Origin of the sequence: Thermoanaerobacter sp. CM-CNRG TB177, from assembly GCF_018588165.1 — a bacterium.
Classification (GTDB): domain Bacteria; phylum Bacillota; class Thermoanaerobacteria; order Thermoanaerobacterales; family Thermoanaerobacteraceae; genus Thermoanaerobacter; species Thermoanaerobacter thermocopriae.
In genome coordinates this window covers 57,472-84,033 of record NZ_JAFCAC010000018.1, presented here as the reverse complement: position 1 = coordinate 84,033, position 26,562 = coordinate 57,472, and the positions used below count along the sequence as shown (strand labels likewise).

At 34.9% G+C, this 26,562-nt stretch carries 21 protein-coding genes, 1 pseudogene and 1 riboswitch; of the genes and pseudogenes, 7 read left to right on the top strand and 15 right to left on the bottom strand.

What is annotated here, in order from left to right:
- Positions 1 to 134: 134 nt before the first annotated feature.
- Positions 135 to 237: riboswitch (TPP riboswitch) on the bottom strand.
- Between the two features lie 122 nt (positions 238 to 359).
- From I4N53_RS01460 to I4N53_RS01445, 4 genes and pseudogenes are all read right to left on the bottom strand, one after another.
- Positions 360 to 2,243 (bottom strand): ABC transporter ATP-binding protein, encoded by a 1,884-nt coding sequence (locus I4N53_RS01460; protein WP_028992353.1) that lies wholly within the window; start codon positions 2,241 to 2,243, stop codon positions 360 to 362.
- Positions 2,240 to 4,465, bottom strand: coding sequence for an ABC transporter ATP-binding protein (locus I4N53_RS01455; protein WP_028992352.1), 2,226 nt, complete (start codon positions 4,463 to 4,465; stop codon positions 2,240 to 2,242). Before I4N53_RS01455 ends, I4N53_RS01460 begins: the two co-directional genes overlap by 4 nt.
- Positions 4,466 to 4,540: 75 nt before the next feature.
- A pseudogene (locus I4N53_RS01450) lies at positions 4,541 to 4,986 on the bottom strand (MarR family winged helix-turn-helix transcriptional regulator).
- A 161-nt stretch (positions 4,987 to 5,147) separates the two neighbouring features.
- On the bottom strand, positions 5,148 to 5,615 hold the full coding sequence (locus tag I4N53_RS01445) for a methylated-DNA--[protein]-cysteine S-methyltransferase (protein WP_214495417.1): 468 nt from the start codon (positions 5,613 to 5,615) through the stop codon (positions 5,148 to 5,150).
- A 320-nt stretch (positions 5,616 to 5,935) separates the two neighbouring features.
- Here I4N53_RS01445 and adhE point away from each other — a divergent pair, with 320 nt between their 5' ends.
- Positions 5,936 to 8,554 (top strand): bifunctional acetaldehyde-CoA/alcohol dehydrogenase, encoded by a 2,619-nt coding sequence (gene adhE / locus I4N53_RS01440; protein ID WP_214495416.1) that lies wholly within the window; start codon positions 5,936 to 5,938, stop codon positions 8,552 to 8,554.
- Positions 8,555 to 8,575: 21 nt separating this feature from the next.
- On the opposite strand, the gene I4N53_RS01435 is transcribed toward adhE, so the two are convergent.
- The 4 genes from I4N53_RS01435 to I4N53_RS01420 form a co-directional block, all read right to left on the bottom strand.
- A complete protein-coding gene (locus tag I4N53_RS01435; protein WP_214495415.1) occupies positions 8,576 to 9,859 on the bottom strand; it encodes an SH3 domain-containing protein in 1,284 nt (427 codons plus the stop codon).
- Positions 9,860 to 10,002: 143 nt separating this feature from the next.
- A complete protein-coding gene (locus tag I4N53_RS01430; RefSeq protein ID WP_154653790.1) occupies positions 10,003 to 10,149 on the bottom strand; it encodes a hypothetical protein in 147 nt (48 codons plus the stop codon).
- Positions 10,136 to 11,269: an aldo/keto reductase gene (locus I4N53_RS01425; RefSeq protein ID WP_214495414.1), complete on the bottom strand. Its 1,134-nt coding sequence runs from the start codon at positions 11,267 to 11,269 to the stop codon at positions 10,136 to 10,138. The genes I4N53_RS01430 and I4N53_RS01425 overlap by 14 nt, the downstream gene beginning before the upstream one ends.
- Positions 11,270 to 11,404: 135 nt before the next feature.
- Entirely contained in the window at positions 11,405 to 12,079 is a 675-nt protein-coding gene (locus I4N53_RS01420) for a hydrolase (RefSeq protein WP_214495413.1), read from the bottom strand.
- 508 nt (positions 12,080 to 12,587) lie between these two features.
- Between I4N53_RS01420 and I4N53_RS01415 the strand changes: the two genes are divergently transcribed.
- The 5 genes from I4N53_RS01415 (at position 12,588) to I4N53_RS01395 (ending at position 18,247) form a co-directional block, all read left to right on the top strand.
- The gene (locus I4N53_RS01415) at positions 12,588 to 14,330 is read left to right on the top strand and encodes an ABC transporter substrate-binding protein (protein ID WP_214495412.1); all 1,743 of its coding nucleotides are present in this window, start codon (positions 12,588 to 12,590) and stop codon (positions 14,328 to 14,330) included.
- A 61-nt stretch (positions 14,331 to 14,391) separates the two neighbouring features.
- Positions 14,392 to 15,357: an ABC transporter permease gene (locus I4N53_RS01410; RefSeq protein ID WP_013150941.1), complete on the top strand. Its 966-nt coding sequence runs from the start codon at positions 14,392 to 14,394 to the stop codon at positions 15,355 to 15,357.
- Positions 15,358 to 15,369: 12 nt separating this feature from the next.
- Positions 15,370 to 16,290 carry an oligopeptide ABC transporter permease gene (opp4C, locus tag I4N53_RS01405; protein WP_214495411.1) on the top strand — a complete coding sequence of 307 codons (921 nt, stop codon included), beginning with the start codon at positions 15,370 to 15,372 and terminating at the stop codon, positions 16,288 to 16,290.
- An 11-nt stretch (positions 16,291 to 16,301) separates the two neighbouring features.
- Positions 16,302 to 17,285: an ABC transporter ATP-binding protein gene (locus I4N53_RS01400; protein WP_214495410.1), complete on the top strand. Its 984-nt coding sequence runs from the start codon at positions 16,302 to 16,304 to the stop codon at positions 17,283 to 17,285.
- Positions 17,282 to 18,247, top strand: a complete 966-nt coding sequence (locus I4N53_RS01395; protein WP_214495409.1) for an ABC transporter ATP-binding protein — start codon at positions 17,282 to 17,284, stop codon at positions 18,245 to 18,247. Before I4N53_RS01400 ends, I4N53_RS01395 begins: the two co-directional genes overlap by 4 nt.
- On the opposite strand, the gene I4N53_RS01390 is transcribed toward I4N53_RS01395, so the two are convergent.
- Positions 18,248 to 19,519 carry an MFS transporter gene (locus tag I4N53_RS01390; protein WP_214495408.1) on the bottom strand — a complete coding sequence of 424 codons (1,272 nt, stop codon included), beginning with the start codon at positions 19,517 to 19,519 and terminating at the stop codon, positions 18,248 to 18,250. It abuts the gene before it with no gap.
- Between the two features lie 114 nt (positions 19,520 to 19,633).
- On the opposite strand from I4N53_RS01390, the gene I4N53_RS01385 reads away from it, so the two are divergent.
- Positions 19,634 to 19,927, top strand: a complete 294-nt coding sequence (locus I4N53_RS01385; RefSeq protein WP_029689352.1) for an FMN-binding protein — start codon at positions 19,634 to 19,636, stop codon at positions 19,925 to 19,927.
- Positions 19,928 to 19,992: 65 nt separating this feature from the next.
- Here I4N53_RS01385 and I4N53_RS01380 read toward each other — a convergent pair whose 3' ends face one another.
- The 6 genes from I4N53_RS01380 to I4N53_RS01355 all read right to left on the bottom strand — a co-directional run bounded on the left by I4N53_RS01380 (position 19,993) and on the right by I4N53_RS01355 (position 26,550).
- A complete protein-coding gene (locus tag I4N53_RS01380) occupies positions 19,993 to 20,751 on the bottom strand; it encodes an aminotransferase class IV (RefSeq protein WP_003867637.1) in 759 nt (252 codons plus the stop codon).
- A 29-nt stretch (positions 20,752 to 20,780) separates the two neighbouring features.
- On the bottom strand, positions 20,781 to 22,091 hold the full coding sequence (pabB, locus tag I4N53_RS01375) for an aminodeoxychorismate synthase component I (RefSeq protein ID WP_009052140.1): 1,311 nt from the start codon (positions 22,089 to 22,091) through the stop codon (positions 20,781 to 20,783).
- Between the two features lie 6 nt (positions 22,092 to 22,097).
- Entirely contained in the window at positions 22,098 to 22,664 is a 567-nt protein-coding gene (locus I4N53_RS01370) for an aminodeoxychorismate/anthranilate synthase component II (protein ID WP_003867635.1), read from the bottom strand.
- A 1,072-nt stretch (positions 22,665 to 23,736) separates the two neighbouring features.
- The gene (locus tag I4N53_RS01365; protein ID WP_003867634.1) at positions 23,737 to 24,381 is read right to left on the bottom strand and encodes an MBL fold metallo-hydrolase; all 645 of its coding nucleotides are present in this window, start codon (positions 24,379 to 24,381) and stop codon (positions 23,737 to 23,739) included.
- Between the two features lie 56 nt (positions 24,382 to 24,437).
- Complete coding sequence (gene argS, locus I4N53_RS01360; RefSeq protein WP_214495407.1) at positions 24,438 to 26,126, bottom strand: arginine--tRNA ligase; 1,689 nt, start codon at positions 26,124 to 26,126, stop codon at positions 24,438 to 24,440.
- 1 nt (position 26,127) lies between these two features.
- Positions 26,128 to 26,550: a DUF1934 domain-containing protein gene (locus tag I4N53_RS01355; RefSeq protein ID WP_214495406.1), complete on the bottom strand. Its 423-nt coding sequence runs from the start codon at positions 26,548 to 26,550 to the stop codon at positions 26,128 to 26,130.
- Between the last annotated feature and the right edge of the window lie 12 nt (positions 26,551 to 26,562).

Here is a 26,562-nt window from a genome sequence, read left to right as displayed (position 1 = left end):
CGCTACTTTTTTATGAGATGTTTTTTATCCACCCCAACATTTATTATAGAACCATACTTAAAAAATAAGACATAAACAAAAACACCTCCATTTTTTAGGAGGCTATGTTCGCTGAAAAAAATACCGCGAAATGCGGTATTTTTGAGCCGCATTCCCTACGGAGGCATTACCCTCATCAGGTTCTAAGGGTTTGGCATCAATGCCATCTCAGCCATTAAGGCTCCCCCAGCGGACATAACCACCTATTTTGTTTTCACCTTTAATTTATCATTTTCTGTAATCTGTGTCAAGAATAATTATCAAGTGCGGATAACCAAACTTTGTAGGTTGCTTATGTTTTGCACACACATCAAATGGTATTAACTTGCCATCTCCTCTTCTTTTTCAAACTGGCTGTTATAAAGGTTCGCATAGAAACCACCTTTTTTAAGAAGCTCTTCGTGTGTACCTTGCTCTACAATATCTCCATGGTCCATGACAAGGATCAAGTCAGCATCTCGTATTGTAGAAAGCCTATGAGCAATTATAAAGCTTGTGCGTCCTTTCATAAGGTAATCCATAGCTTTTTGTATTTGTACTTCTGTAAGTGTATCTATAGAGCTTGTAGCCTCATCGAGTATGAGAATTTTTGGATCTTTCAAAATAGCTCTTGCTATGGTTAGTAACTGCTTTTGCCCTTGAGAAATATTTGTGGTCTCTTCATTTAATACCATGTTATAGCCACCCGGCAAAGTCTTTACAAAATGATCCACATAAGCTGCCTTAGCAGCCTTTATAACTTCCTCATCAGTAGCATCAAGACGACCATATCTTATATTGTCCATAATAGTACCATTGTAAAGCCATGTATCTTGAAGTACCATGCCAAAAAGTGAACGCAAATCTTCCCTCGTAAAATCTCTTATATCATGACCATCAATTAAAATAGCTCCTTCATTCACATCGTAAAAGCGCATTAAAAGTTTCACTATAGTAGTCTTTCCTGCTCCAGTAGGACCAACAATTGCAACTTTTTGTCCTGCTTTAATAGAAGCAGAAAAGTTATTTATTACCATTTTATCAGATCTATATCCAAAACGAACATTTTTAAACTCCACATTCCCTTTTATATCTTCAATTTTTACAGGCTGTGGATTATCTGGAACTTCTTCTACCTCCTCCAAAAATTCAAATACTCTTTCTGCGCAAGCAGCAGTTTGTTGCAGTATATTAGAAATATTTGCAATCTGAGCAATAGGTTGTGTAAAAGAGCGGATATACTGTATAAACGCCTGAATATCCCCTACTTCTATTGCATTTTTTATAACCAACCAACTACCCAAAACTGTAACTGCCACATAGCCCAAGTTTCCTATTACATTCATAAGAGGCATCATAATACCTGTCAAAAACTGTGATTTCCAAGCCGCTCCGTACAAAGTGTTATTTAATACATCAAACTTTTCAATGCTCTTTTTTTCTCCATTAAAAGCCTTTACTATATTATGACCTCCATACATTTCCTCTACATGACCATTTACATGTCCTAAATAATCCTGCTGCTCTCTAAAATACCTTTGTGAATGTTTGACAATAAAGGTAATTACCAAAGAAGACAAAGGAATTATCAAAATCGCTACTAAAGTCATGAGCCAGTTTATGGTAAACATCATAATCAAAACGCCTACTACTGTCGTCACAGAAGTAATTATCTGAGTTAAACTTTGATTAAGAGTCTGAGTAATTGTATCCACGTCATTTGTAATACGAGACAGTATCTCTCCTTGATTTGTGCTCTCAAAATACTTAAGAGGCAACCTATTAATTTTTTCTGAAATTTCTTTTCTAAACCTGTAGGTAACTTTCATTGCAACCCCAGACATTATCCATCCTTGCAAATACCCAAATAAGGCACTTAAACCGTATAAACCTATGAGAATTAAAATTATCTTTCCTACATATTCAAAATCTATTCCAGTGCCTTTCCCCGTTATCTTATCCATTACACCTTCAAAAATTTTGGTTATGGCTTTACTGAGTATTTTAGGACCCGCAATGGAGAAGGAAGCACTAAGCGCTGCTAATATAAATACACTTATTATAGAAAATTTATAAACTGATAAATATTTTATCAACTTTTTCATTGTACCTTTAAAATCTCGCGCTTTTTCTCCACCGCGAACCATGCCATGGGGGCCACCTCCCATTCCTGGCCCGCGAAGTCTGGGCATATGTTTGGGGTCTATTCTTTTATTTTCACTCACGCCAATTCCCCCTCCGACAGCTGTGATAAAGCTATTTGTCTGTAAGTTTGGCAGTTTTTAAGTAGTTCTTTGTGTTTCCCTATGCCCACAATTTTCCCTTCTTCAAGCACTATTATTTGATCTGCATGTAAAAGAGTTGACACCCTTTGTGATACAATTATAACAGTGCTTGATTTTAATCTTTCTCTCAAGGCTTTTCTTAAAGCTGACTCTGTTTTAAAATCAAGAGCCGAAAAACTTTCATCAAAAATATATATTTCAGGCTTTTTAACAAGAGCCCGGGCAATAGAAAGCCTCTGCTTTTGTCCTCCTGATACATTGGTTCCTCCCTGTGCAATTTCTGAATCAAACTTTTTGCTCTTTTCATTTATAAATTCCATTGCTTGTGCAATTTCTGCTGCTTCTTTTATTTCCTCGTCAGTAGCCTGGTCATTTCCGTATTTTAAATTCGATTTAATTGTACCACTGAAAAGCCAACTTTTTTGAGGTACATATCCTATTCTGCTTCGCAAGTCCTCCTGCCTTACTTCTTTCACATCTACCCCATCCACTAAAACTTGTCCTTCCGTGGCATCATAAAATCTCAAAATTAAATTGACTAAAGTGCTCTTCCCTGAACCTGTCCTACCTATTATTCCTACTGTCTGCCCTGGTAAAACCTTGAAGTTTATATCCTTTAAAGCGTACTCTTCTGCGCCAGGATATTTAAAAGATACATTTTTAAATTCTATACTTCCAGCCATATTTTCATTAAATTGTTTTGGATTTTGTGGGTCTTTTATAGAAGGCTCTGTAGCCAAAACCTCAGCGATACGCTCTGCCGACACAGATGCTCTTGGAATCATTATAAAAAGCATTGAAAACATCAAAAATGCAAAGATAATTTGTATAGCATATTGCATAAATGCCATCATGTCTCCCACTTGCATGCCGGAATTTTGTATTTGGTGAGCTCCCACCCACACTATTAAAAGAGTAACTCCATTCATCACAAGCATCATAGATGGAAACATAACAGCCATGGCACGATTTACAAAAAGTCCTACTTTTGTAATATCTTGATTAGCTTTGTCAAAACGTTCTTCTTCAAATTTCTGATTATTAAAAGCCCTTACCACCATTATTCCTGACAAGTTTTCACGAGTAACTAAATTTAATCTATCAATCAATTTTTGCATTAACAAAAACTTGGGCATCGCAATGGAGTATAACACTGATATTATGCCTAAAAGTACTATTACTGCTAAAGCTATAATCCAAGACATCGAAACACTTTTGCTAAGAGCTCTAAATACTCCGCCTATACCCATTATAGGCGCATAAAAGACCATTCTTATCATAATTACAAGAAGCATTTGTATTTGTGTAATGTCATTTGTAGTTCTTGTTATCAAAGAAGCCGTAGAAAATTTATCGAATTCTGCATTAGAGAAGCTTTCTACTCTTGCAAATAAATCTCTTCTTAAATCTCTCGCAACTGCCGCTGCCACCTTTGATGCAAAAAATGCTACCATAATAGTGCTTAATGCACTCAGTCCAGTTATCAATAGCATTATAAGGCCAGTATGAAGAATGTAATCAGTTTGAATTTTGTTTGTATCTATGCCAATTGCCTTGTATTCATCTTTTACAGCCATTGTTGCAGCTTGTATAACCATATTGTCTCCCAAAGAAGCAAACTTTTTATTCATTTCATCTCTTACTTTAAGAAGCTGTTCCTCTGGCAGTTGGGACATCATAGAAAAGAGGTCTACATTTGCCGGTATTTTCTTTCCATCGAATTCTATACTTCCGTTTTTTGCATTAGCCTTTGCTTGCTCAATACCCTTAACAGCAAGCCAAGCTTTTCCTAAACTCAAGTTTATTTTGTCAATCTCTGAGCTATCTATATTTTTAAGCACATATACAGGTTCTTTTGAAAGAATGGGATATTTTTTTATATATTTATTATAATCAACACTGGATTTATCTACTAATGTATAGTCGTTTAATATCTCTCCCTTTTCTTCAGGTGTAACAAATAGCAAAAGTTTATCCATTTCGCTTTTTCTTATAGCCTCAGGCACTGCATTTATTATGCCACCTTGCTGTATTCCAACATTGACCATTTTTGACATATAGTCAGGCAATGACAAATCACTCATCGCTTGAACAAATATGAAGAACACTGCTAAAAAAAGTAAAAGAACGTATGGTTTTAAATACTTTGCCAGTTTTACCATATCACCATCTTCTCCTTTTAAAAATTTGCCTCAAGATCTTTCGATATTCCTTAGTGAGAACTACTTCTTTAATTCTCAGTGCAAATCATTTTGTTTTTCCAATATTTTTTTCAGTGATTCCAATCCTTCTATTATTTTGTTAAGGTCTTCTGGACTTGCTCTGCTGATTAATTCCTCAAATTTCCTTTCCGCTTCTTTGAAGTGCTTTTGGAAAGTATCCTTAAACTTAGAAGTTACACTGACATAAACAACTCTTCTATCTTCAGTACTTCTCGTCCTCTCTACCAAACCTTGCTTTTCTAATCTGTCAATAATTCCAGAAACAGTGCTATTAGAAAGCCCTAATTTTTGACTTAAGTCGCTCACCTTCATTGCCCATAATGAGCCAAAATGCCCATAAGCATTCCTTGAAGACTTGTAATGTCAAAATCTTTGCATTCGTATTTCATAGAATGCTTTATAATATCCATTATTTGTTTTAAAAGCTTAAGTATTTTCAATCCGTTGTTTATCTCTTCCATTTTCACCACCACAGTTTAAATTGTTTCGTATGCGAATATTTTGTATCTGAATATTTCTAATGCAAAATATATTTTATTCCTTTTATAATATCATGTCAAGACTTCTTAAAAGTTTTTCAAAAATAAAATAAAAGACACCGCTAAAATTTTTTATAGCGGTTTTACACCTCTACCCCTTCATGTCTTAATAAAAACTTTTTTATCTCAATCCCCCCTCCAAAGCCTACTAAATCGCCCTTACTTCCAATAACTCTATGACACGGTATAATAATGGGAATAGGATTTTTATTAAGAGCCTGCCCAACTGCTCTTGCTGCCTTTGGTTTTCCAATTAATTTAGCAATTTCTCCATATGTTTTAACTTCCCCATAAGAAATTTTTGAAATTTCACGCCACACAGCTTTTTGAAAATCTGTACCCTGTAAATCTATCTGTAAATTGAATTTTTTTAATTCCTTACCAAAATATAAATCAAGTTGATGTATACACTCTTCAATATATGAATCACTGCCTTCCTTAAAACCTTCTAATGAAGATTTCTCATTTTCAAAGTCAATGCGGCATATACCTTTTCCTGATGAAAAAATAGTGAGAACACCAACAGGAGAGATAAATTTTTTATATAGCACAGTCCCATCTCCTTGAATCTATAAAAATTGGCAAATTAATTATAACACAATATAAAAAGAAAAAATAAAGAAAAAATATTGTAAAATTTCTTGAGTAATCGTTTCAGGCTATTTTAACTCTATTGACAAGATTCAATCGTTGCTGTACTATAAAAGTGTAAAGAGATTGTTAAATGAATAACAATTGAAACATTGCACAAAATACCGTTGATAAGCCTAAAATTTGTATAAGATACCCTAAAATTTTTAAGAACCGCCTGACAATCTCTTTATTTAAATAAAATATTTTGTTAAATTATTATCAATATGGAGGTGTCCTTATGCCTACTTTATTACAAGAAAAAAAGGAAGCAAAAGAAAAAACAGAAGTAAAAGAAACAACAGATGTTAAAAAACAAATAGACCTATTAGTAGAAAGGGCAAAAAGAGCCCAAGAAAAATTAATGTCATACACTCAAGAGCAAATTGATGAAATAGTCAAAGTTATGGCACTAGCGGGCATAGAAAAGCATGTAGAACTGGCAAGATTAGCTCATGAAGAAACAAAAATGGGTGTTTATGAAGACAAAATAACGAAAAATCTCTTTGCAGTAGAATATGTGTACAATTATATAAAAGACAAAAAAACTGTAGGCATCCTTAGTGAAAACTTAGAAGAAAATTATATGGAAGTGGCAGAACCTGTAGGAATTATATCAGGGGTTACCCCCGTGACAAACCCTACCTCTACAACAATGTTTAAATGCTTAATAGCCATCAAAACAAGAAATCCAATAATTTTTAGTTTCCATCCTAAAGCGTTAAAATGTAGTATAGAAGCAGCAAAGACCATGTACAAGGCAGCATTAAAGGCGGGTGCACCCGAAGGATGCATAGGTTGGATTGAAACACCTTCAATTGAAGCAACGCAACTTCTCATGACACATCCCGGTGTCTCTCTTATCCTCGCAACAGGCGGTGCAGGAATGGTAAAAGCGGCTTACAGTTCAGGAAAACCTGCCCTTGGAGTAGGTCCTGGCAATGTTCCCTGCTACATTGAAAAAACTGCAAATATTAAAAGAGCAGTCTCAGACCTAATACTTAGCAAAACTTTTGACAATGGCACAGTATGCGCATCAGAACAAGCTGTGATAATAGATGAAGAAATAGCCAATGAAGTAAAAAAATTAATGAAAGAATATGGTTGTTATTTCTTAAATAAAGAAGAAACAAAAAAGTTAGAAGAATTCGCTATAGACAAAAACACCGGTTTAATGAATCCAGCAGTTGTGGGTCAGCCTGCAGTGAAAATTGCTCAAATGGCTGGATTTAAAGTTCCTGAAAATACCAAAATACTTGTAGCTGAATATCCAGCTGTAGGTCCTGAATATCCTCTATCCAGAGAAAAACTAAGCCCAATACTTGCTTTATATACAGTCAAAGATTACAAAGAAGGCATAAAAAGATGCGAAGAAATGATACAATTCGGCGGACTTGGTCACTCTGCAGTAATACATTCTGAAAACCAACAAATTATTAATGAATTTGCAAATAGAGTACAAGCAAGCAGAATCCTTGTAAACGCCCCTGCTTCACAAGGTGCTATTGGAGACATTTATAACACGGCTACTCCATCTTTAACTTTGGGTTGTGGTACAATGGGTGGAAATTCAACAACATATAATGTAAGTGTTTATAACCTTATAAACATAAAACGAGTCTTTATAAGAAAAGAGAGAATGAAATGGTTCAGAGTCCCACCACAAATTTATTTTGAAAGAGGGTCAATACAGTATCTATCACAAGTAAAAGGCAAAAAAGCCTTTATTGTAACAGACCCTACAATGGTTAAATTAGGTTTTGTAGATAAAGTGACATATCAATTAGATAAAGCAAATATTAAATATGAAATTTTCTCTGAAGTAGAACCAGACCCATCAGTTGACACTGTAGAAAAAGGGGTAAAAATAATGAGAGGGTTTGAGCCTGACTTACTAATAGCTGTAGGTGGTGGTTCTGCAATAGACGCAGCAAAGGGAATGTGGCTTTTCTACGAATACCCTGATACAAAATTTGAAGACCTAAGGTTAAAGTTTATGGACATAAGAAAAAGAACTTATAGATTTCCTGAACTGGGGAAAAAAGCTTTATTTATCGCAATACCAACCACCAGCGGCACAGGTTCTGAAGTTACGGCCTTTGCAGTTATAACAGACAAAAAGAGAAATATAAAGTATCCCCTTGCAGATTACGAATTAACGCCAGATATTGCTATAATAGACTCTGACTTTGTTATGACAATTCCACCCTCTGTAACTGCAGATACAGGTATGGATGCTTTAACACATGCCATTGAAGCTTATGTATCCGTGATGGCATCAGACTATACAGACGCCCTCGCAGAAAAAGCCATAAAACTGATATTTGAATATCTACCTAAAGCATACAAAAACGGGCAAGACAAAGTCGCTCGCGAAAAGCTGCACAATGCTTCTTGCCTAGCAGGGATGGCCTTCACAAATGCATTTCTAGGATTAAACCATGGTATGGCCCACATACTCGGTGCTAAATTCCATCTTCCGCACGGAAGAGCAAATGCGATACTTCTGCCCTATGTCATAGAATACAATGCTGAGTTACCTAAAAAATTTGCTTCATTCCCACAATATGAATATCCCAAAGCAGCCGAGAAATACGCAGAAATTGCAAAATTCTTAGGACTTCCTGCATCAACCACTGATGAAGGAGTAAAAAGTCTCATTGAAGCAATAAAAAATCTCATGAAAGAGCTTAATCTTCCTTTGACACTTAAAGAGGCGGGAATAAACAAAGAAGAATTTGAAAAACAAATAATGGAAATGGCTGATATAGCCTTCAACGACCAGTGTACCGGTTCAAATCCAAGAATGCCATTAGTATCAGAAATTGCAGAAATATATAGAAAATCCTATGGAGAATAAGGGTAAATTTTCAGTTTACCCTTATTCTATTTCCAAAACAGATGTGAATTTTTCTATAAAAGGCACTCCTGAAATTGTTGTCAAAAGGCTTGAGGTTACCATAACTTCATTTACAGGAACAAACTCATATTTATCTCCTTTTTTCTCTCCATACCCATGAAAATCATGTATTATATAAGGAATACCCTTTTCTTTTCCAATATAAATCATAGCATGCCCTGGCATATAGACTAATGCCCCCGGCTTTACACTACCAAAAACTTTTATCCTTTCTTCAATTGACATTCCCTCAGTAAATTTATAGGATTTGTCCCCGCTTGCTTCTTGCTCATTAGCATTTCTAGGAAGCCTTATGCCAAAAGTTTTGAAAACATACATTATATAGCTTGAGCAATCTCTTCCCCCGAGACTGTCTCCCCACCCGTATCTATCGCCTAAAAGTTTAAAAGCTTGTTTTAGAATATTTTCTCTTGTATAGGGAAGGTATCCGACATTTACATCTTCCTTTTTTGAAATCAAAGCATGTCTAAACTCAAGATTTCCTTCTTTATTTCTAATAGGTAACTTTACAAGATAGTTTCCTTCCACTGATTGATTACCAACTTTTCGTATTTTTTTTTCTTCTTCAAGATATATTTTAGTACCCATAGTAAATTCTAGTTTAGAAATGCTTTTATCAAAAGGATTGTACTGAGTCTTTATGTAGTTTCCTGTAACAATCAAAAATTTATAGGAATTTACATAATCAAATAACTCTTTTTTGTTTTTTGCAATTGCAATGTCCTCTGCTTTAACCCATCCTCTGTAATTATACATCTGTATAAATAACCATTTTTTATCTTTGCTTTTGTGTAAAATAATTACAGGTTCTAAAGCTTGACACCCTGTCTCTTGAAACCTGTCAATTTCTATATCCCCTTGTTTGTCAAAAATAGCTTCTTTCGTAGGAAAACTTCTTAGAGAAGTATTCTTAATTGCTAAACCGTACATAGCAGAATTTACATCCTCAACTTCTTCTAAATTTGTATTTTTTATTATATCTTCATAAAAGTCTTTTTTTATGAGATTACCATACTTATCGTACATAGGCTTTTTAGGTATCTCATAACTTTTAATCAATTTAATAAGTTCATCTTTTTTTAAATTATTTTCGTATGTCTCAAGGTTATATACTGTAGCTACCTTATTTATTATCTTTCCATTAAAGTTTTCAATCTCTCGTTGTGTCATAATAGCCTTATCAGCATTGTCTAATTTTCTAAGCCAATATTCCGGAGTTAACATCTCTTCAGAAAACTCAAACATATAAAACTCCCCCTCATAAACAATGAAACCAGCCAAAAATTTATAGAAAAATTTTAAAAAAATGAAACTAAAAGCAAATTTTTTCGTCTATACTATAGAAATATGTTTTTAAAAGGAGCGGTAGACTAAATGGAGAAAAAATCTTATTTGGCCATCATTTTATTACTAGGTCTTATCTGCTTTCTTCTTGGAATAGCAATATTTTTAACAGCTTTTCGCCACGGTATTACATAAAAAGGAGAAGAAGCAAAATATAAAACTTCTTCTCCTTTTTCGCTATGCTCTTTCAAAATAATCTGCAACCTCTTTAAGATACTCAATTATTGTAAGATGTTGTGGACATACGCTCTCACAGGTACCACACTCAATACAGGAACTCGCTTTTGCATCCTTCAAGTTTTCATAACCCCTGCGGTTATCTTCATAAGTGTTATACATATGAGCCTCATTGTAAAGCTCAAAGTTTTTCGGTATATTTACTCCATTTGGACAAGGCATACAGTAATTGCAGCCCGTACAAGCAATTGGAGAAAGCTCTTTGTATTTGTTTCTAACTCTATTTACAATCTCAAGTTCCTCTTTTGTAAGGATATTTACTCCTGACCTTTTTGCACTTTCTATATTTTCTTTTAACTGCTCAAAGGTACTCATACCACTTAAAACAACCGAAACTTCTGGCTGATTCCATAACCATTGAAGTGCCCACTCAGCAGGGGTACGCTTAACCTTTGCAGTATCCCAAATGTCTTGCACTGCTTGTGGAGGGTTGGCAAGCCTTCCTCCTCTTATAGGCTCCATTATTACAACACCTAAACCCTTTGAAGCAGCATATTTTAGCCCTTTTTCTCCTGCTTGTACGTCTATGTCCATATAGTTATATTGTATTTGACAGAAATCCCATTTGTCATAATAATCTACAATTTCTTGGAATACGGGATACTCATCGTGAAAAGAAAACCCTATGTATCTTATCTTCCCTTCTTGCTTTTTCTTTTCAGCCCAGCTTAAAGCATCAACTTTTTTCATGTTCTCCCATTTATTTTTATCTAAAGCATGCAAAAGATAAAAATCTATGTGGTCTGTCTGAAGTTTTTTGAGCTGTTCATTTAAATATTTGTCCATGTCTTCTTTTTCATTAATTAACCAGGTGGGAAGTTTCGTAGCAAGAAAAGTTCTTTCTCGGTAACCATTTTTTAAAGCTTTACCTGCAATTATTTCGCTGTTACCTCCATGATACGGCCATGCTGTATCAATATAATTTACGCCATTGTCAATGGCATACTTTATCATCTTTATCGCTTCAGCCTCATCTATTTTATTGTTGTCGTTATCAATTACAGGAAGTCTCATCAAACCAAATCCCAAAGCAGATACTGCTACACTTAGTTTGCCAAATTGTCTGTATTGCATCCTCATCCTCTCCCCGTTATTAAATGTTTTAATTTATTATATCATAGTTAACTTTGTAAACAAAAATTCTTTTGCATTATACTTATTTAATGAAGCAAACCGATAAAAGAACTAAAAAGCCCGTTTATTTTATTCTCATTCTTTTTCTTTCCTATATTTGTCCATTACCTCAGAAAAAATTTCCGCATTTGTAGGAGGAGTATAAGATATAGCATTAGCACCTGCTTCTATTGTTTTTAAAATAGTCTCTTCTGTAGGGCCTCCTGTAGCAATGATTGGTATATCCGGGCAAATATCCCTTACATATTTTACTATATCAGGTGCCTTTTGTGCGCCAGATATGTTGAGTATTGTAGCACCAGCTTCCACTCTCCCTTTTATGTCTTCTTTTTCTGAGACAATAGTTACAACGATAGGTATGTCTATTGCTGCTCTCATTTTTTTAATTATGTCGTTGGCAGTTGGAGCATTTACAACAACCCCCATGGCACCCTGAAATTCAGCATCAAGAGCCAAGTTTATAACCCGTCTCCCTTGTGTAAGTCCTCCACCTACACCGCAAAACACAGGAATATCTGCTGCCATCATAAGAGCATGAGTAATCACCGGTTGAGGAGTAAAAGGATACACAGCTAAAACAGCATGAGCATTAGTATTTCTAATAAGAGCGATGTCTGTGGTAAAAACGAGAGATTTTATTAATTTCCCATAAACTTTTATACCTGAAGCTTTTTGATGAATGACCTCAGGAACTAAAACCATTTTTTGCCTTAAAAGTGAAGTTACTTCAGGAACAAAATTGTCTTTCATCCTATCACCATCTTAGCTTTATATTTTATAGAAAATATTATACCAATAATTGTTTATAAATCAATATTTTTTAAGATAAGAATTGAGTCTTATTCCAAAATTGTCCGAAATCAAAATAAGAAAGCGATAGAAAAATAATTTTATTATTTCTTTACTTTTTATTAATCAAAAACCATTTTTAACTTAAAAATAATATTAAATTTTAAATTAACTTCTGTTTTTGCAAGTTTTTTTGAAGTTTTATTAAATTTTTATGAAAAAATTCTCAAAATGTGTACTAAAATGCCTTTTGTTTGCATAAAATTAAAATAGACTTTTAAAAATCATTAACAGTTTTTATGTCTGTATTTTAATATATTTAAAAATATATGCACGAAATTCAAAAAGCACCTAAAGAACTTACATTTTTAGCAGATATATTGCCAACATATATTAGATATGCTATAATAGAAGCTAACTATATAATTGCTAATTATATTATAAATAAAATTATAAGGGGGATTAAAAAATGCTAAGAAAAAAGTGGCTTCCTCTAGTCGTAATCTTAATTTTTACCCTATCTGTTATCTTGACTTCCTGTGGCAAGACAGAAAACCAATCGACTCAGCCTTCCGAAGAAACTAAGTCAACTCCCACCGCTTCAGTTCAAGATAGTGACAACTGGACTAAAGCAAAAGACACTTCAAAAATACCAGAAGCATCAAAGTCTCGCACAGACACACTCATAATAGGTCTCTATGCACCAAAAGGGGTTTTTAATCCTCTTTATGCTGAAACATCATACGACATTTACGTAAACAGCGCTATGTTTAATAGTCTACTAGAGGTAGACTTCGATGGAACATACATTCCATCTCTTGCAAAGAGTTGGGATATAGACAAAGATAATAATACTATCACATTCCATTTAAGAGATGACGTGAAATTTAGTGATGGAACACCTTTGACAGCTAAGGATGTAGAATTTTCTTATTATGTACTAGCTGATCCTACTTACGATGGGCCAATTGCTTTATCTGCAGCAGGAATCAAAGGGTTTAAAGAATATAATGAAGGAAATGCAGACAAAATTGAAGGGATAAAAGTAATAGATGACCATACAATACAGATTCAATTAGAAAAAGTTTTAGGAACTTCTTTATCAGACCTTAACATTCCAGTTATTCCTCAGCACTATTATGGAAAAGACTTTGCTAAAGGCAAATTAGATGGAGTAAAGGCTCTTGAACAACAACCACTTGGATCAGGGCCATATGTATTTGAAAAATTTGTTCCTGGTCAAGAAGTTCGCTTAGTAGCAAATGAGAATTACTGGAAAGGTGCTCCAAAAATTAAACACTTGATTTTTAAAACTACAACAGAGGAAACAGCTGTTCAAATGTTACAAACCGGTGAAACAGACTATGAGACCTCAAACATCACAGCAAAGAAAGATAACGTAGAGTTGCTAGAAAGCCTTGGATTTGTTGATTATAGCTTACTTCCAACTAATGGTTATGGCTATATAGCTTTCAATCACAAACTGCCAAAATTCCAAGATGTAAGAGTGCGTAAAGCATTAGCCTATGGTCTTAACCGCCAAGCTATAGTCGATGCTGTATATCCAGGTTTAGCAGAAGTAAGAGATGTGCCACAGTCTAAAGTATCATGGGCATATCCAGATGAAAAAGACATAATACATTATGACTATAACCCAGAAAAGGCTAAGCAGCTTTTAGATGAAGCTGGTTGGAAAGTTGGCCCTGATGGTTATCGTTATAAAGATGGTCAGAAATTTACTATTCACTTCCTAGCTTCATCACCTAATCCAGTAAATGATGCATTAGTGCCAATGGCAGTAGAAAATTATAAAGAATTGGGTATAGAATTTGTGGCAGAACCTCTTGATTTCAACGCCATAATTGAAAAGGTCAATAAAGGCGATTTTGAAATGTACTTCATGGCTCGGGGATTAACTCCTGAACCAGATCCTTATACTACATTCTTCTCAAAAGGGTCTCAGAATAAAATAGGATATGCAAATCCAAAAGTTGATGAACTTATCCTAAAGGGCCGTGAAGAAACAGATATTAATAAGCGCAAAGAAATTTATCATGAACTTTACAAAGTATTAAACGATGACTTGCCATATATCTTCCTGTATCAGAGAAATGACCTCAATGCAAAGAACTGCAGAGTAGTAGGATTCCAGATTTCATCCTTCAGAGATTTCACAGAATCCCTATATCAAGCAGAAATTCTTCAGTACTAATTTAAACTTAAAAAGCCCGGACTGTTAAGGGCCGGGCTTTTCATCTATTAGGAGGGATAAAATGACTCAGTTTATTATACGCAGACTATTGCAGAGTATTCCTACATTAATTGGAGCTTCTATAATAATATTTTTAATTTTTGCAATGGCACCTGGTGACTACGTCACCTCTCAACTTCAAAATCCTAAGATGACTGAGGAAAGGGCCGCACAATTAAGGGCCCTTTATGGATTGGACAAACCATTACCGCAAAGGTATATTTCTTGGGCAAGCGGTGTTTTAAAAGGTGATTTGGGCGACTCTTTAATGTTTAAAAAACCTGTTATACAAGTAATAAATGATTTTATATGGAATTCATTTATATTGGGAGTAGCCATAATGTTTTTTGAATGGTTAATTGCCTCTATAGTAGGTATCTATTCTGCTATACGGCAGTATTCTGTATTTGACACTATAGCTACCCTTCTTGTATTTATCCTTTACTCTTTACCTTCTTTCTTCTTAGGTCTTGTTATGCTTAAAATCTTCGCAGTAGACCTCAGGTGGTTCCCACTGGGAGGGATGATAACAACTGGTTCTAACTATACTGGAGGGGCTCATATATTTGACGTCGCAAAACATATGGTACTTCCTGTTGCTACTCTAACTTTAATAAGTGTAGGGGGCTTAAGCCGCTATTTTAGGGCGAATATGCTAGAAGTCATAAAGCAAGACTATATAAGGACTGCCAGAGCTAAAGGCTTGAAGGAAAGAACTGTTATTTTTAAACATGCTTTAAGAAATGCTCTTCTACCTTTGATCACTTTGTTTACTTTAGAATTACCTAGCTTATTTGCAGGTGCAATGATAACAGAAAGAATATATAATTGGCCAGGTATTGGTAAAGTAGTTTTAGAAGGAATTTATATAAGGGATTATCCGTTATTTTTGGGATACACAATGCTCATAACTGTTCTTACAATTTTAGCAAATATTTTAGCTGACGTTTTGTATGGCATTGCTGATCCACGTGTAAGACTTAAATAGGGGGGATAGAGCTTGGAACAACTCAAACCTCTTGACTATAAAAAGAAAAATAATTTAAAAAAAGCACCTTCGATTTGGAAAGACGCTTTTCATAGATTTTTAAAAAATAAATACGCCATATTGGGACTGGTAATTTTGACTTTTATGTTACTGTTCTCATTTGTAGGGCCTTATTTTTCGCCTTATCTGGATGCAAAAATAGACGTATCAAAAGGAAATCAACCACCCAGTGCAGAACATTGGCTTGGTACAGATAATCTAGGAAGAGATGTACTTTTAAGGCTTATGCTTGCAGGTAGAATTTCCCTTACAATAGGGATTGCTGCTACTTTAATAATTGTTTTAATTGGTGGAACATTAGGCTCCATCGCAGGATATTACGGAGGTTGGTTAGATGTCATAATAATGAGATTAGCAGATATCATTTATGCTATGCCAGGTCTTCCTATTTTAATCATGCTAGGTGCAATAATGTCTGATTTAAAAATTCCACCTTCGCAAAGAATATATTATGTCATGTTCATTTTAGGATTTATATCGTGGGTAGGACTTGCAAGACTTGTAAGAAGTCAGATACTAAGTTTAAAAGAGCAAGAATTTATGCTGGCAACAGAAGTTTTGGGTTTAAGAGATAGTAAAAAAATAATAAAACACCTTTTCCCCAACGTTTTACCAACTGTCATCGTTGCTGCAACGCTAGGAGTAGCTAACGCAATATTATTAGAATCTGCTTTAAGTTTCTTAGGACTTGGAGTAGTCCCTCCAACACCTTCATGGGGTTATATGCTCTCTGCCGCAAACAACATGATCGATTTTGTGAAGCGTCCTTGGCTTTGGATTCCACCGGGTGTCGCCATAATGCTGTCTGTTGTAGCTATAAACTTTATTGGCGATGTCTTAAGAGACGCTTTTGATCCTAGACAAAAAATTTAGGAGGAATCAAAATGGCAAAAAACTTAGTGGAGTTCCGTAACCTCAAAACTTTTTTCTATACATCAGAGGGTGTTGTAAAAGCAGTAAATGACGTTAGTTTTTCTATACGAGAAGGGGAAACGGTGTGTGTAGTTGGTGAATCTGGCTGTGGAAAAAGTGTAACTGCTTTGTCTTTAATGAGGTTAATTCAATCACCTCCGGGAAAAATTGAAGGGGGAGAAATAATCTTTGATGGACGGGATGTGCTTAAATTAAGTGAAACAGAAATGAGAAAAATACGCGGTAATGAAATAGGCATGGTATTTCAAGAACCCATGACTTCTTTAAACCCTGTGTTAACAATTGGAGAACAAATAATGGAGCCTTTGATGGTGCATAAACTCATGAATAAAAAAGAGGCTTGGAATAAGGCTGTTGAACTTATAAAACAAGTTGGAATCCCAAGAGCTGAACAGATAATGACAAGTTATCCTCATGAGTTAAGTGGTGGCATGAGACAGCGTATAATGATTGCAATCGCTTTAAGTTGTGACCCGAAACTCCTCATAGCTGACGAACCAACCACCGCTCTTGATGTTACAATTCAAGCCCAAATTCTTAACCTTTTGAGAAAAATAAAGCAGGAAAGAAATATGGCTTTAATGCTTATAACCCATGACCTTGGAATTGTTGCTGAAATAGCTGACTACGTAGTAGTTATGTATGCTGGAAAAGTTATTGAAGAAGCTCCTGTAAGAGAACTTTTCAAAAACCCTAAACACCCATATACAAGAGGTCTTTTAAAGGCAAAACCAATAATTGGTCAAAGGCAAGAAAGACTATACACAATCCCAGGGCAAGTGCCTAACCCTATTGGTTTGGGAGACTATTGTTATTTTAGCGATAGGTGCGAATATGCAATGGACATTTGCCGCCAAAAGATACCTCAACTTGCAGCTGACGAAAATGGGCACAAAGTCGCCTGCTGGCTCTATGAAGGAGAGTGGAAAAAATGAGTGAACCTTTAATAGAAGTAAAAAACCTTAAAAAATACTTCCCAATACGAGGCGGTATTTTACAAAGGACGATAGGATATGTAAAAGCAGTAGATGGAGTGACATTCACTATAAATAAAGGTGAAACTTTAAGTCTTGTTGGCGAATCTGGTTGTGGTAAAAGCACAGTCGGGCGTACTATAATAAGGTTGTATGATAAAACTGACGGAGAAGTTTTTTACAAATCTATTCCTATTCACAGTCTCAAAAAAAGCGAGCTTAGAAAACTAAGACCTAAAATGCAATTGGTTTTCCAAGACCCCTTTAGCTCTTTAAACCCACGCCTTAGAGTAGGAGATGCCATAGGAGAAGCTCTTTTAGACCATGGCCTTATTTCTAAAAATGAATTGCGGGATAAAGTCATAGAAACAATGGAGATATGCGGTTTAGCTTCGTATCATATTGACCGTTATCCTCATGAATTCTCAGGAGGTCAACGTCAAAGAATTGGCATAGCCCGTGCACTCATTCTGGACCCTGAATTTATTGTGTTGGATGAGCCTGTATCTTCTCTGGACGTATCAATACAAGCCCAGATAATCAATTTGCTCATGGATTTGCAAGAGCAAAAAGGATTGACTTATTTGTTTATCTCTCACGATTTGAGCGTGGTAGAACACATAAGCACAAGAGTTGCTGTAATGTATCTTGGGTCTATAGTTGAAATGGCAGCACGAGACGAACTTTTTGCCCATCCACTTCACCCCTATACACAAGCCCTTTTGTCTGCCGTTCCAATTCCAGACCCAGACTTAAAAAGAGAAAGAATAATCTTAGAAGGAGATATCCCAAGCCCTGCGAATCCACCAAAAGGATGCAAATTCCACACAAGATGCCCACTTGCTAAAGACATTTGTAGAGAACAAGTACCAGAATACAAAGATGTAGGAGGAGGGCATTTCGTAGCTTGCCATTTGGTATAGCTAGATGCCTTCCACATCTTTTTGAATTTCTTCTTCAAAAGAAAAGTTACTATTGTTTAGCTTCTCAATAAAAATCGGTTTAATAAATATAGCAAAATACAAAAGACTTACTAATAGTATTACAAACGTAATTAGAAAGGGATAAGTATAATTTTGATTTTCTAGGATATAGCCAGCTAAATAGCTGGCTATTGCTGATCCTATACTCCTTAAAAGTGATTTTACTCCAGCAAAAAAATCCCTTTTTTCTTCCTCTACAACAGACATTGTTTGACTTTCTATCATATTATTCAAAAGCGTAAAACTACCACTTCTTAGTAAAAATATTGTTGAAAACATCGTTACAGAAATATTATTAAAGGCTAATATAAGTGCAAACAATAAATTCATCCCATATACATAGTAATAAGCTTTAATGGTTCCAAATTTATTTATTATCCATGGCATTATCATAGAAGCAAAAAACAAAATTAGCCCATTTATTGTAAGCAAATAGGAGACATATTCATCGCTCCAACCCATCCGAAATTTCACAATCACGTTTTGGAAAGGAATTATCGTAGAAAAAGCCATACCCGCCAAAAAAAGATAAAAAATAATTAAAAGAATTTTTTTATCAAAAACTTGGTAAATTCTAATATTTGACAATAACAACTTACTCTTACCTTTATCAAAACTATTGTTTACGCATGGCAACAAAATCCCTCTTAATAAAGCCGCCACTAAAATTAACACGGCTGATATATACACAGAACTTTGATATTTTGTATTACCATATGGAAACCAATTGGGTATAAAGCCTCCCAAAAGCGTACCTACTCCACTAAATAGAGTAAAAACAGCAAATAAAAGGCTATAACTTACAGTTTCCAATTCATTTGTCTCAGCATATGAAAATAAAAGCTGTATTTCTGTTGTAATCAAAAAGGAAATTCCTATAAATTGTATAATCTGTGCCAAATAAAAAACTCCTATAGATTCCCCTAATCCAAAAAGCCCATATCCTATCCCTGTAAGAGTTATTCCTGATATAAAAATTCGTTTTCTCCCAATATAATTAGCAAAAAAACCTGCTGGAATAGCAGCTGCCCCCATCACTAAAGTTCCTACAGAATTAAGAGCTCCTATTTGTTCAGGAGAAACGTTTAAAGCAAGCAAATGCAAATTTAATACTAAACCAAAAATCCCCATTCCTATACCCAATAAGGCTTCAGTTGCTATAAAACGTTTTACTTCTTTGGGCAAAAATTTAAACTGGGCGATGAACGACATATATGTTCTCCTTTCCTCCCGTATATATCCTCCAAAAAAGCCGCTTTAAAAGGCGGCTTTAGAAATACTCAAAAGTTATCCATGTCTTCTTAAAAAAGGTATTTCACAAAGTCATTGATTCCAAAGGAAAGCAAAGCAGATAAACCAACGATCGGAATTGGTTTAACACCAGGAATTCCAAACATGACTAAAAGTGTAACAACAAAGATTGAGATAGTCTCACACAATGAAACACCAAGTTTTGCCCAGCTTCCTTTTGAGATAATTCCACAGGAGATTATCCAAACTCAATCAACCAATGTTGATATAATCTCTGGTACAACAAGGACGTCTTATGGAATAATCATGGCTGTTGAAGATGCTCTAAACAAGGCAAGGATCGAATGTTCACAAACTTCACAAAATTAGTATAATTGTAAACTTAAGAAAATTAGGGAGTGTCCCATAAAATTCACAGGTGCACTCTCTTTCTTTTACTCCACCCATGGTCTTTTGAAATACTCCATCTGCCCAACAATTTGGGCAAAGGTTCTGCTTTTAAACTCAAGCTTGCCAATCTTCTGAACAGGAAAAACCCCTGCAACACTGCTTGTTATGAAACATTCATCCATTGAGGTAAGATCATTTAAAGTTAAAAATTCTTTTTTTACAACATATCCTAAATCTTTTGCAACCTCACACACCTTTTTTCTCATCACACCCGGCAAAAGCCCGCAAGAAAGATGTGGTGTGAAAATTTCATTGCCTCTTCTAAAGAATATATTTGAAAATGCCGCCTCGCATATATGCCCTTTTTTGTTCAAAAAGAGGCAGCTATCATATCCTTTTTCTTTTGCCCTTGCCTCTTCTATCTGGTTTATTCCCATGTTGAAAGTCTTTATATAGTTTAAAATGTTGATTGGGTCTTTTTTTACTTTTGACACTGTCAAATCAAGCCCTTTTTTGAATAAATCATTTGTATATCTGATTCTTTTTTCAAATATTAAAAGCTGATTTTTAAAATATACCACCCTAATTGCGCCAAAACGTTCATTTTTTCTACAAACATATTCTCTTATCCTATACTTAAACTCATCATATGAAATTTCAAAATTCAAACATAGAACCCAAGAACCTCTTTTTAGTCTCTTATAATGTTCAGCCAAAAAATGAGCATCTCCATTTTTATAATATATTGTGTCAAAAGGAACAAGCCCAAGATTAAAGCTATCAAAATCATCTTCAAAAAACAATTTATAATCGTCCCCCTATTTCAAAAATTTCACATGTTTTTGCCTATCAAAATATCAAAAATAGGTTTTCCTTTGTGGAGTGTCTCTTCATACTCATCTTCTTCAGTAGAATCCCATACAATCCCGCCGCCAACATTAAAATAAGCAGTATTGCCTTCTATCACTAAGGTCCTGATTGCAATATTGAAATCCATGTTGAAGTTGTTTGAAATATACCCTATTGAACCTGTGTATATACCTCTTGGGTCCTTTTCTAACTCTTCGATTATCTTAATTGCATTTAACTTTGGGGCACCTGTGATAGAACCGCCCGGAAATGTTGCTTTTATTATGCTATCAAGCTCCACTCCCTCTTTCAAGTCGCCTTTGATTGTTGAAACAAGATGAAACACACTTGAGTACTCCTCAACCTCAAAAAGTTTTTCCAAAGTGATTGTATGTGGTGTACATATCTTTGCAAAATCATTTCTCTCAAGGTCAACTATCATCAAAAGCTCTGCACGGCATTTCTCATCATTTAAAAGAATCTCTTTCAATCTCTTGTCTTCTTCCTCATCCTTACCCCTTCTGATTGTCCCTTTGATAGGCTTTGTTATTATGGTTTTACCTCTTTTTCTCAAGAAAAGCTCAGGTGATGTTGAGATAATACTTGCTTTTGGTAGCTTTATATATGCATGGTATGCACCATAGTTTTTTGACCTTAAAGTTGAATATACATAATCTGGGTCAAAGCTGCCTTTGAACACAAAGCGCTGGGACAAGTTTACTTGATAAACATCCCCTTCATATATGTAATTTTTGATCTTTTTTATACACGCTTTGTATTCTTTCTTTTCAAAGTTGGTAACAAATTCTTCAACAACTGGTCTTTTAAATTCCATCACAAAAGAGCTTGGACTTTTTAAAAGCTTATCAATCTTTTCTAAATGCTCTTTTGAAGATAGACTTACATACATCTTTTTTTCAAGATGGTCAAGAACAATGAAATCCTCGTAGTACCCAAAGAAAGCTTTATAAACTGATGACACATCTTTCTTTCTTTTAACATTGTAAAGGTCCACTCCAAAATTGTAAGAAAAGTATCCTGCAAAACCACCATTGAAAATAAATTCTGAATCTTCTCTTCTTTTTAAAACCTCTTCCGAAAGCCTTTGCAGAAACTCAGACACATCATCTTCATCATTGCAAATAAACACATCTTTGGGGTTTACAAACAAGAAAGAATATCTTCCAAAGTTTTTGTTAAATAGATTGCTCTCAAGTAGTATTGAAAATTTATCATTCAGATAGCAAAACACATCAAAAGGATTTAAAAGACTATCATACACAACCATCTTCAAAAAACTTCACCCTCTTAAAAAGTTTTCTATCATCAAAAGCCCGTCTTCTGTTGCAATCGATTCTGGATGAAACTGAACACCTTCAATTTGATAAAATCTATGCCTTATTCCCATTACCTCATCATTTTTTGTAATAGCGCTAATAATCAGTTCTCTTACATTCATACTATCTTTCTCCAAGATAAGAGAATGGTATCTTGTAACTTCTAAAGGACTTTTTAATCCCTTAAATATACCCTGTCCATCATGCTCTATTGTATCTACAATCCCATGTATAGGCTTTCTTGCCTTTATAAGCCTTGCTCCAAAGTACATCCCAATTGCTTGATGCCCAAGACATACGCCAAGGATCTTTTTTGTATCTTTAAAATTATCTATTATTTCAAAAAGTATCTTATCATCAGTAGGTCTTCCAGGACCAGGTGATAGAACAATGTGCGACGGATTAAATTTTTTGATATAATCAATATCAATCTCGTCTCTGTTTTTCACAATGGTCTTTGCACCAAGTCTTAAGAAATAGTTATACAGATTGTATGTAAAAGAGTCGAAATTATCAACAATTAGTACCATCTTCAAAACCACCTTTGTTGACTTTCACACTGCCTTTTTCAATATATTATCGTTTTGATAAAGCAGCTGTCAAGAAAGTTTAAAAATTTTGTGGACTTTTGAGTAAAAATAAGCTATTCACTAATCTACAAAAAACGATTATAATTTTACTTACAAGATTTTTTGAAGTGAGCTAAAGAGGAAAGATGGGAGTATCAAAGGTTTTTTACACAGACCTCAAAACCAAAACAGGGTATAATATGCTTGACATATACCAGTAAGTCCATCTGCTTACAAAATGGACGAAAGCAAATATACATATAACAAAGATTCAGACCAATGGTTTTGCATGGAAGGCAATCATACAGTAAAAAAAGAACATGTTAAGAGAAAAAAAGGCGGTAAATTTAAAGAGGATAGCCAACCTGGTATCCTCTTATTTTAAAACTTTTTTCTATATTATGGGAACAAAAAGTAGTTTTTCAACTACAAGAATAAATTTGTTAAACATCTCTGCATAAAAATAGGGCTTTTTCCAGCAATCTCGGACGGTTCTTCTGTCTGGGACAGAAGAACCGTCCCCTTGTCAGGAAAAAAGTAAGGCTCGTAATGGTCTTCGCTTCAGCCAGTACAAATCTCTTCATACCTCACTTAAAAGGCAAGGTATTGCAAAACCCATACTGACCTATGCTCGACTATTATAGATACCTTAGAAACCTTATGCACTTTGCATAAGACCTCCAGTCTAAGTACATAACGTACTTCGACCTGCGGAACCTATAATAGTCTTAGCTCGACTATAATACATCCTTTTTAGCCTAAAAATTTAGGCTTTACATGGACATATTATAATCTGCCCGCCGACTGGCATCCGACCTTTTGATCGAATACCAATCTTTGGCCGACCATCACAGAACTTGCGTCCTGTGATGATCTTGGCTCGACCATTACGAACCTTACACTATTATATTGCCCTTTTTGTCTTTTTATATTCATTTGTTTTTAAAAAAATTTAAAAAGGAATGAGATACCCACTTTTTTGGTTTAAGCTAAAGCTCTTAGTGAGAACAAAGGAACTGTACTTCATTTTAAATTATACAGAATATTGATAATTTAAAGCAATTACTTTTGGCTCACTTTCTAGATCTTTCTTAGTAATACCCATTTCTGTGGATAAAATCTTTTTGCCACCTGTCATATCCAAAAAGTTATCCACAGTATCAATAGGGAAATTAATAAACTCCGTTTTATAGTGCATTGGTATAGTTATTTTAGGCTTTAACTGGTTCATCACTTCTACCGCTTGTTTTGCATCAATTGTATAATAGCCTCCAACAGGAATTAGTAGTACATCAACAGAACCTATTTCTTCAACTTGTTTTTCTGTTAAAACATGTCCCAAATCTCCCATGTGACAGACTCTGATTCCATCAATATCAAAGACAAAAACTATATTTTTACCTCTTTTTGCACCATGCTCGTCATCGTGAAATGTATTTACACCTTTTATGTTGATACCTTTTATATTATGTTCTCCTACTGTGTCAACAATATCAAAGTTTCCCTTTACCGCCTTAAAATAATTGTGGTCAAAATGGGAATGAGAAGATGTCACAATGTCTGCCTTCACATTTGGCATAGGGTACCCAACTGATTCATCAAAAGGGTCTGTAACAATAACCGTGCCCTTCTCAGATGTCAATTTAAAACAGGAATGACCCAACCACTTTATATTCATAAATTAACACCTCCTATCCATATTATACCACAAAATAAAGGCGGAAAAACCGCCTTTTACATTCTCTCTGGTGCTGTTATTTTCAATATATCTAAAGCGTTCTTTATAACAGTCTTTACTGCTAATATGAGCACAAACCTTGCTTTCATCAAATCTTCTTCTACGCCTTTTACTCTATGGCTGTTATAAAAAGAATGGAAAAGCGATGCTACATCAAGTATGTACCTCGTAATTCTGTGGGGTGCCAATGTCTTTGCAGCAATAGTAATTTCTTCAGGGAAATATGCCAATTTTTTAATTAATTCTTTTTCCTCTTCTTCTTTTAAAAGGCTTAAATCTACTTCATCTATATTATCTATCTTTACACCCTCTTCTTCTAACTGCCTTATTATGGAGCAAATCCTCGCATGGGCATACTGCACATAAAATACTGGATTTTCATTCGATTGCTCTTTAGCCAAGTCAAGGTCAAAATCAATGGGACTGTCTGCAGACCTTAAGTTGAAAAAGAATCTTGCTGCATCTTTTCCTACTTCATCTATCAAATCTCGTAGTGTCACCATTCTGCCTGTCCTTTTGGACATTTTAACAACTTGACCGCCTTCTATGAGTTTCACAAGCTGCATTAAAACAACGTCAAGCCTGTCAGGGTCTATGCCAAGTGCCTGCATCGCTCCTTTCATAGGAGCAACATGGCCATGGTGATCCGCACCCCAAACATTTATAACCCAATCAAATCCGCGAGTTATAAATTTATTTTTGTGATAGGCTATGTCAGAAGCCAAATAGGTAGGAAATCCATTAGACCTAACTAATACATCGTCTTTTTCTGCGCCAAATAATGTCATTTTAAACCACAAAGCCCCGTCTTTTTCGTAAGTATACCCTTTTTGCTTAAGCTCTTCAATTACTTTATACACTTCTCCGCTGTCATAAAGAGATTGCTCAGAAAACCACACGTCATATTCTATCCCGTAAAGAGCTAAATCCTCTTTTATTTTTTCTAAATTTTTCTTAAGTCCATAATCTATGAGTGCCTTTCTTCTCTCTTCTGATGGCACATCTTTATATTTATCTCCGTATATTTCTAAAAACTCTCTCGCTCTATCTATTATGTCCTCTCCGTGGTAGCCCCCTTCAGGCACTTCAGCCGGTATACCCAATAATTGCAGGTATCTTGCCTCAAGTGAATATCCAAACTTCTCTATCTGATTTCCTGCGTCGTTTATATAAAATTCCCTTGTAACATCGTATCCTGCATAGTCAAGTACTGCCGCCAAGGCATCTCCCAAAGCACCACCTCTTGCGTTTCCCATATGCATAGGACCCGTCGGATTTGCCGATACAAATTCCACTTGCACTTTCTTGCCATTTCCTATATTTACACGTCCATAATCTTTTCCTCGTTCATAAACGAGCTTTAAAGTTTCTTCCAAAAATTTATCCTTCAAAAAGAAATTGATAAAGCCAGGTCCTGCAATTTCAATCTTTTCTATAAAAGTATTTGAAGGGTCCACTTTTGAAACAATGATTTCTGCAATTTTCTTAGGGGGCATTTTAGCCTGCTTTGCTATTACCATCGCTGTGTTTATTGCAAGGTCACCATGTTGTTTTTCTTTTGGCTCCTCTATTTCTATCTCTGGAATAACCTCTATATTCATCAAACCTTCTTTTACAGAATTCTCTATAGCGGTAGTCACCATGTCTTTTATTTCATCTTTTACTTTTTGTATAATGTTTTCCAAATCAGTTTACCTCCCGCACTTTTAAGTATAGTTCATTATCGCTCACAGTCTTGTTATTAAGGTCAAGGGCATATTTTATAGTAATCTCACCACCAGCTTCGGACATAGCCACTTTTACATCTGTTGGCAGTATTCCCAAAAGAATTTTTCCATAAGGGGTATCATAGTCAGACTCGTATCTTTTATTTTTTTCAAAAACCATTTTAGATTTGTTAGTGCCAAATCGCAATAATGTAACTTTGTCTTCTGTAATTTTTAAAGTAGTAGTAGTTCCATCCATTCCTGATAGTTCACTTTCTTCATATACTACATAAAAAGTATTGCCTTTAATATAGAAACTACCCTCTGTAATAAGTTCTATTGTATCAGATTCATTTTGATCGTTTTTTTGAGTACCTTTTACAGATATAATCGCTTTTTTCAATTACCTCTCCCC

Coding starts and splice junctions, on each gene's coding strand:
- I4N53_RS01370 (WP_003867635.1), bottom strand. CDS start 22,664: ATGGTACTAATTGTTGATAATTTCGACTCTTTTACATACAATCTGTAT.
- I4N53_RS01410 (WP_013150941.1), top strand. CDS start 14,392: ATGACTCAGTTTATTATACGCAGACTATTGCAGAGTATTCCTACATTA.
- I4N53_RS01415 (WP_214495412.1), top strand. CDS start 12,588: ATGCTAAGAAAAAAGTGGCTTCCTCTAGTCGTAATCTTAATTTTTACC.
- I4N53_RS01395 (WP_214495409.1), top strand. CDS start 17,282: ATGAGTGAACCTTTAATAGAAGTAAAAAACCTTAAAAAATACTTCCCA.
- I4N53_RS01390 (WP_214495408.1), bottom strand. CDS start 19,519: ATGTCGTTCATCGCCCAGTTTAAATTTTTGCCCAAAGAAGTAAAACGT.
- I4N53_RS01400 (WP_214495410.1), top strand. CDS start 16,302: ATGGCAAAAAACTTAGTGGAGTTCCGTAACCTCAAAACTTTTTTCTAT.
- I4N53_RS01425 (WP_214495414.1), bottom strand. CDS start 11,269: ATGCAATACAGACAATTTGGCAAACTAAGTGTAGCAGTATCTGCTTTG.
- I4N53_RS01365 (WP_003867634.1), bottom strand. CDS start 24,381: ATGAATATAAAGTGGTTGGGTCATTCCTGTTTTAAATTGACATCTGAG.
- I4N53_RS01455 (WP_028992352.1), bottom strand. CDS start 4,465: ATGGTAAAACTGGCAAAGTATTTAAAACCATACGTTCTTTTACTTTTT.
- I4N53_RS01420 (WP_214495413.1), bottom strand. CDS start 12,079: ATGAAAGACAATTTTGTTCCTGAAGTAACTTCACTTTTAAGGCAAAAA.
- adhE (WP_214495416.1), top strand. CDS start 5,936: ATGCCTACTTTATTACAAGAAAAAAAGGAAGCAAAAGAAAAAACAGAA.
- I4N53_RS01435 (WP_214495415.1), bottom strand. CDS start 9,859: ATGTTTGAGTTTTCTGAAGAGATGTTAACTCCGGAATATTGGCTTAGA.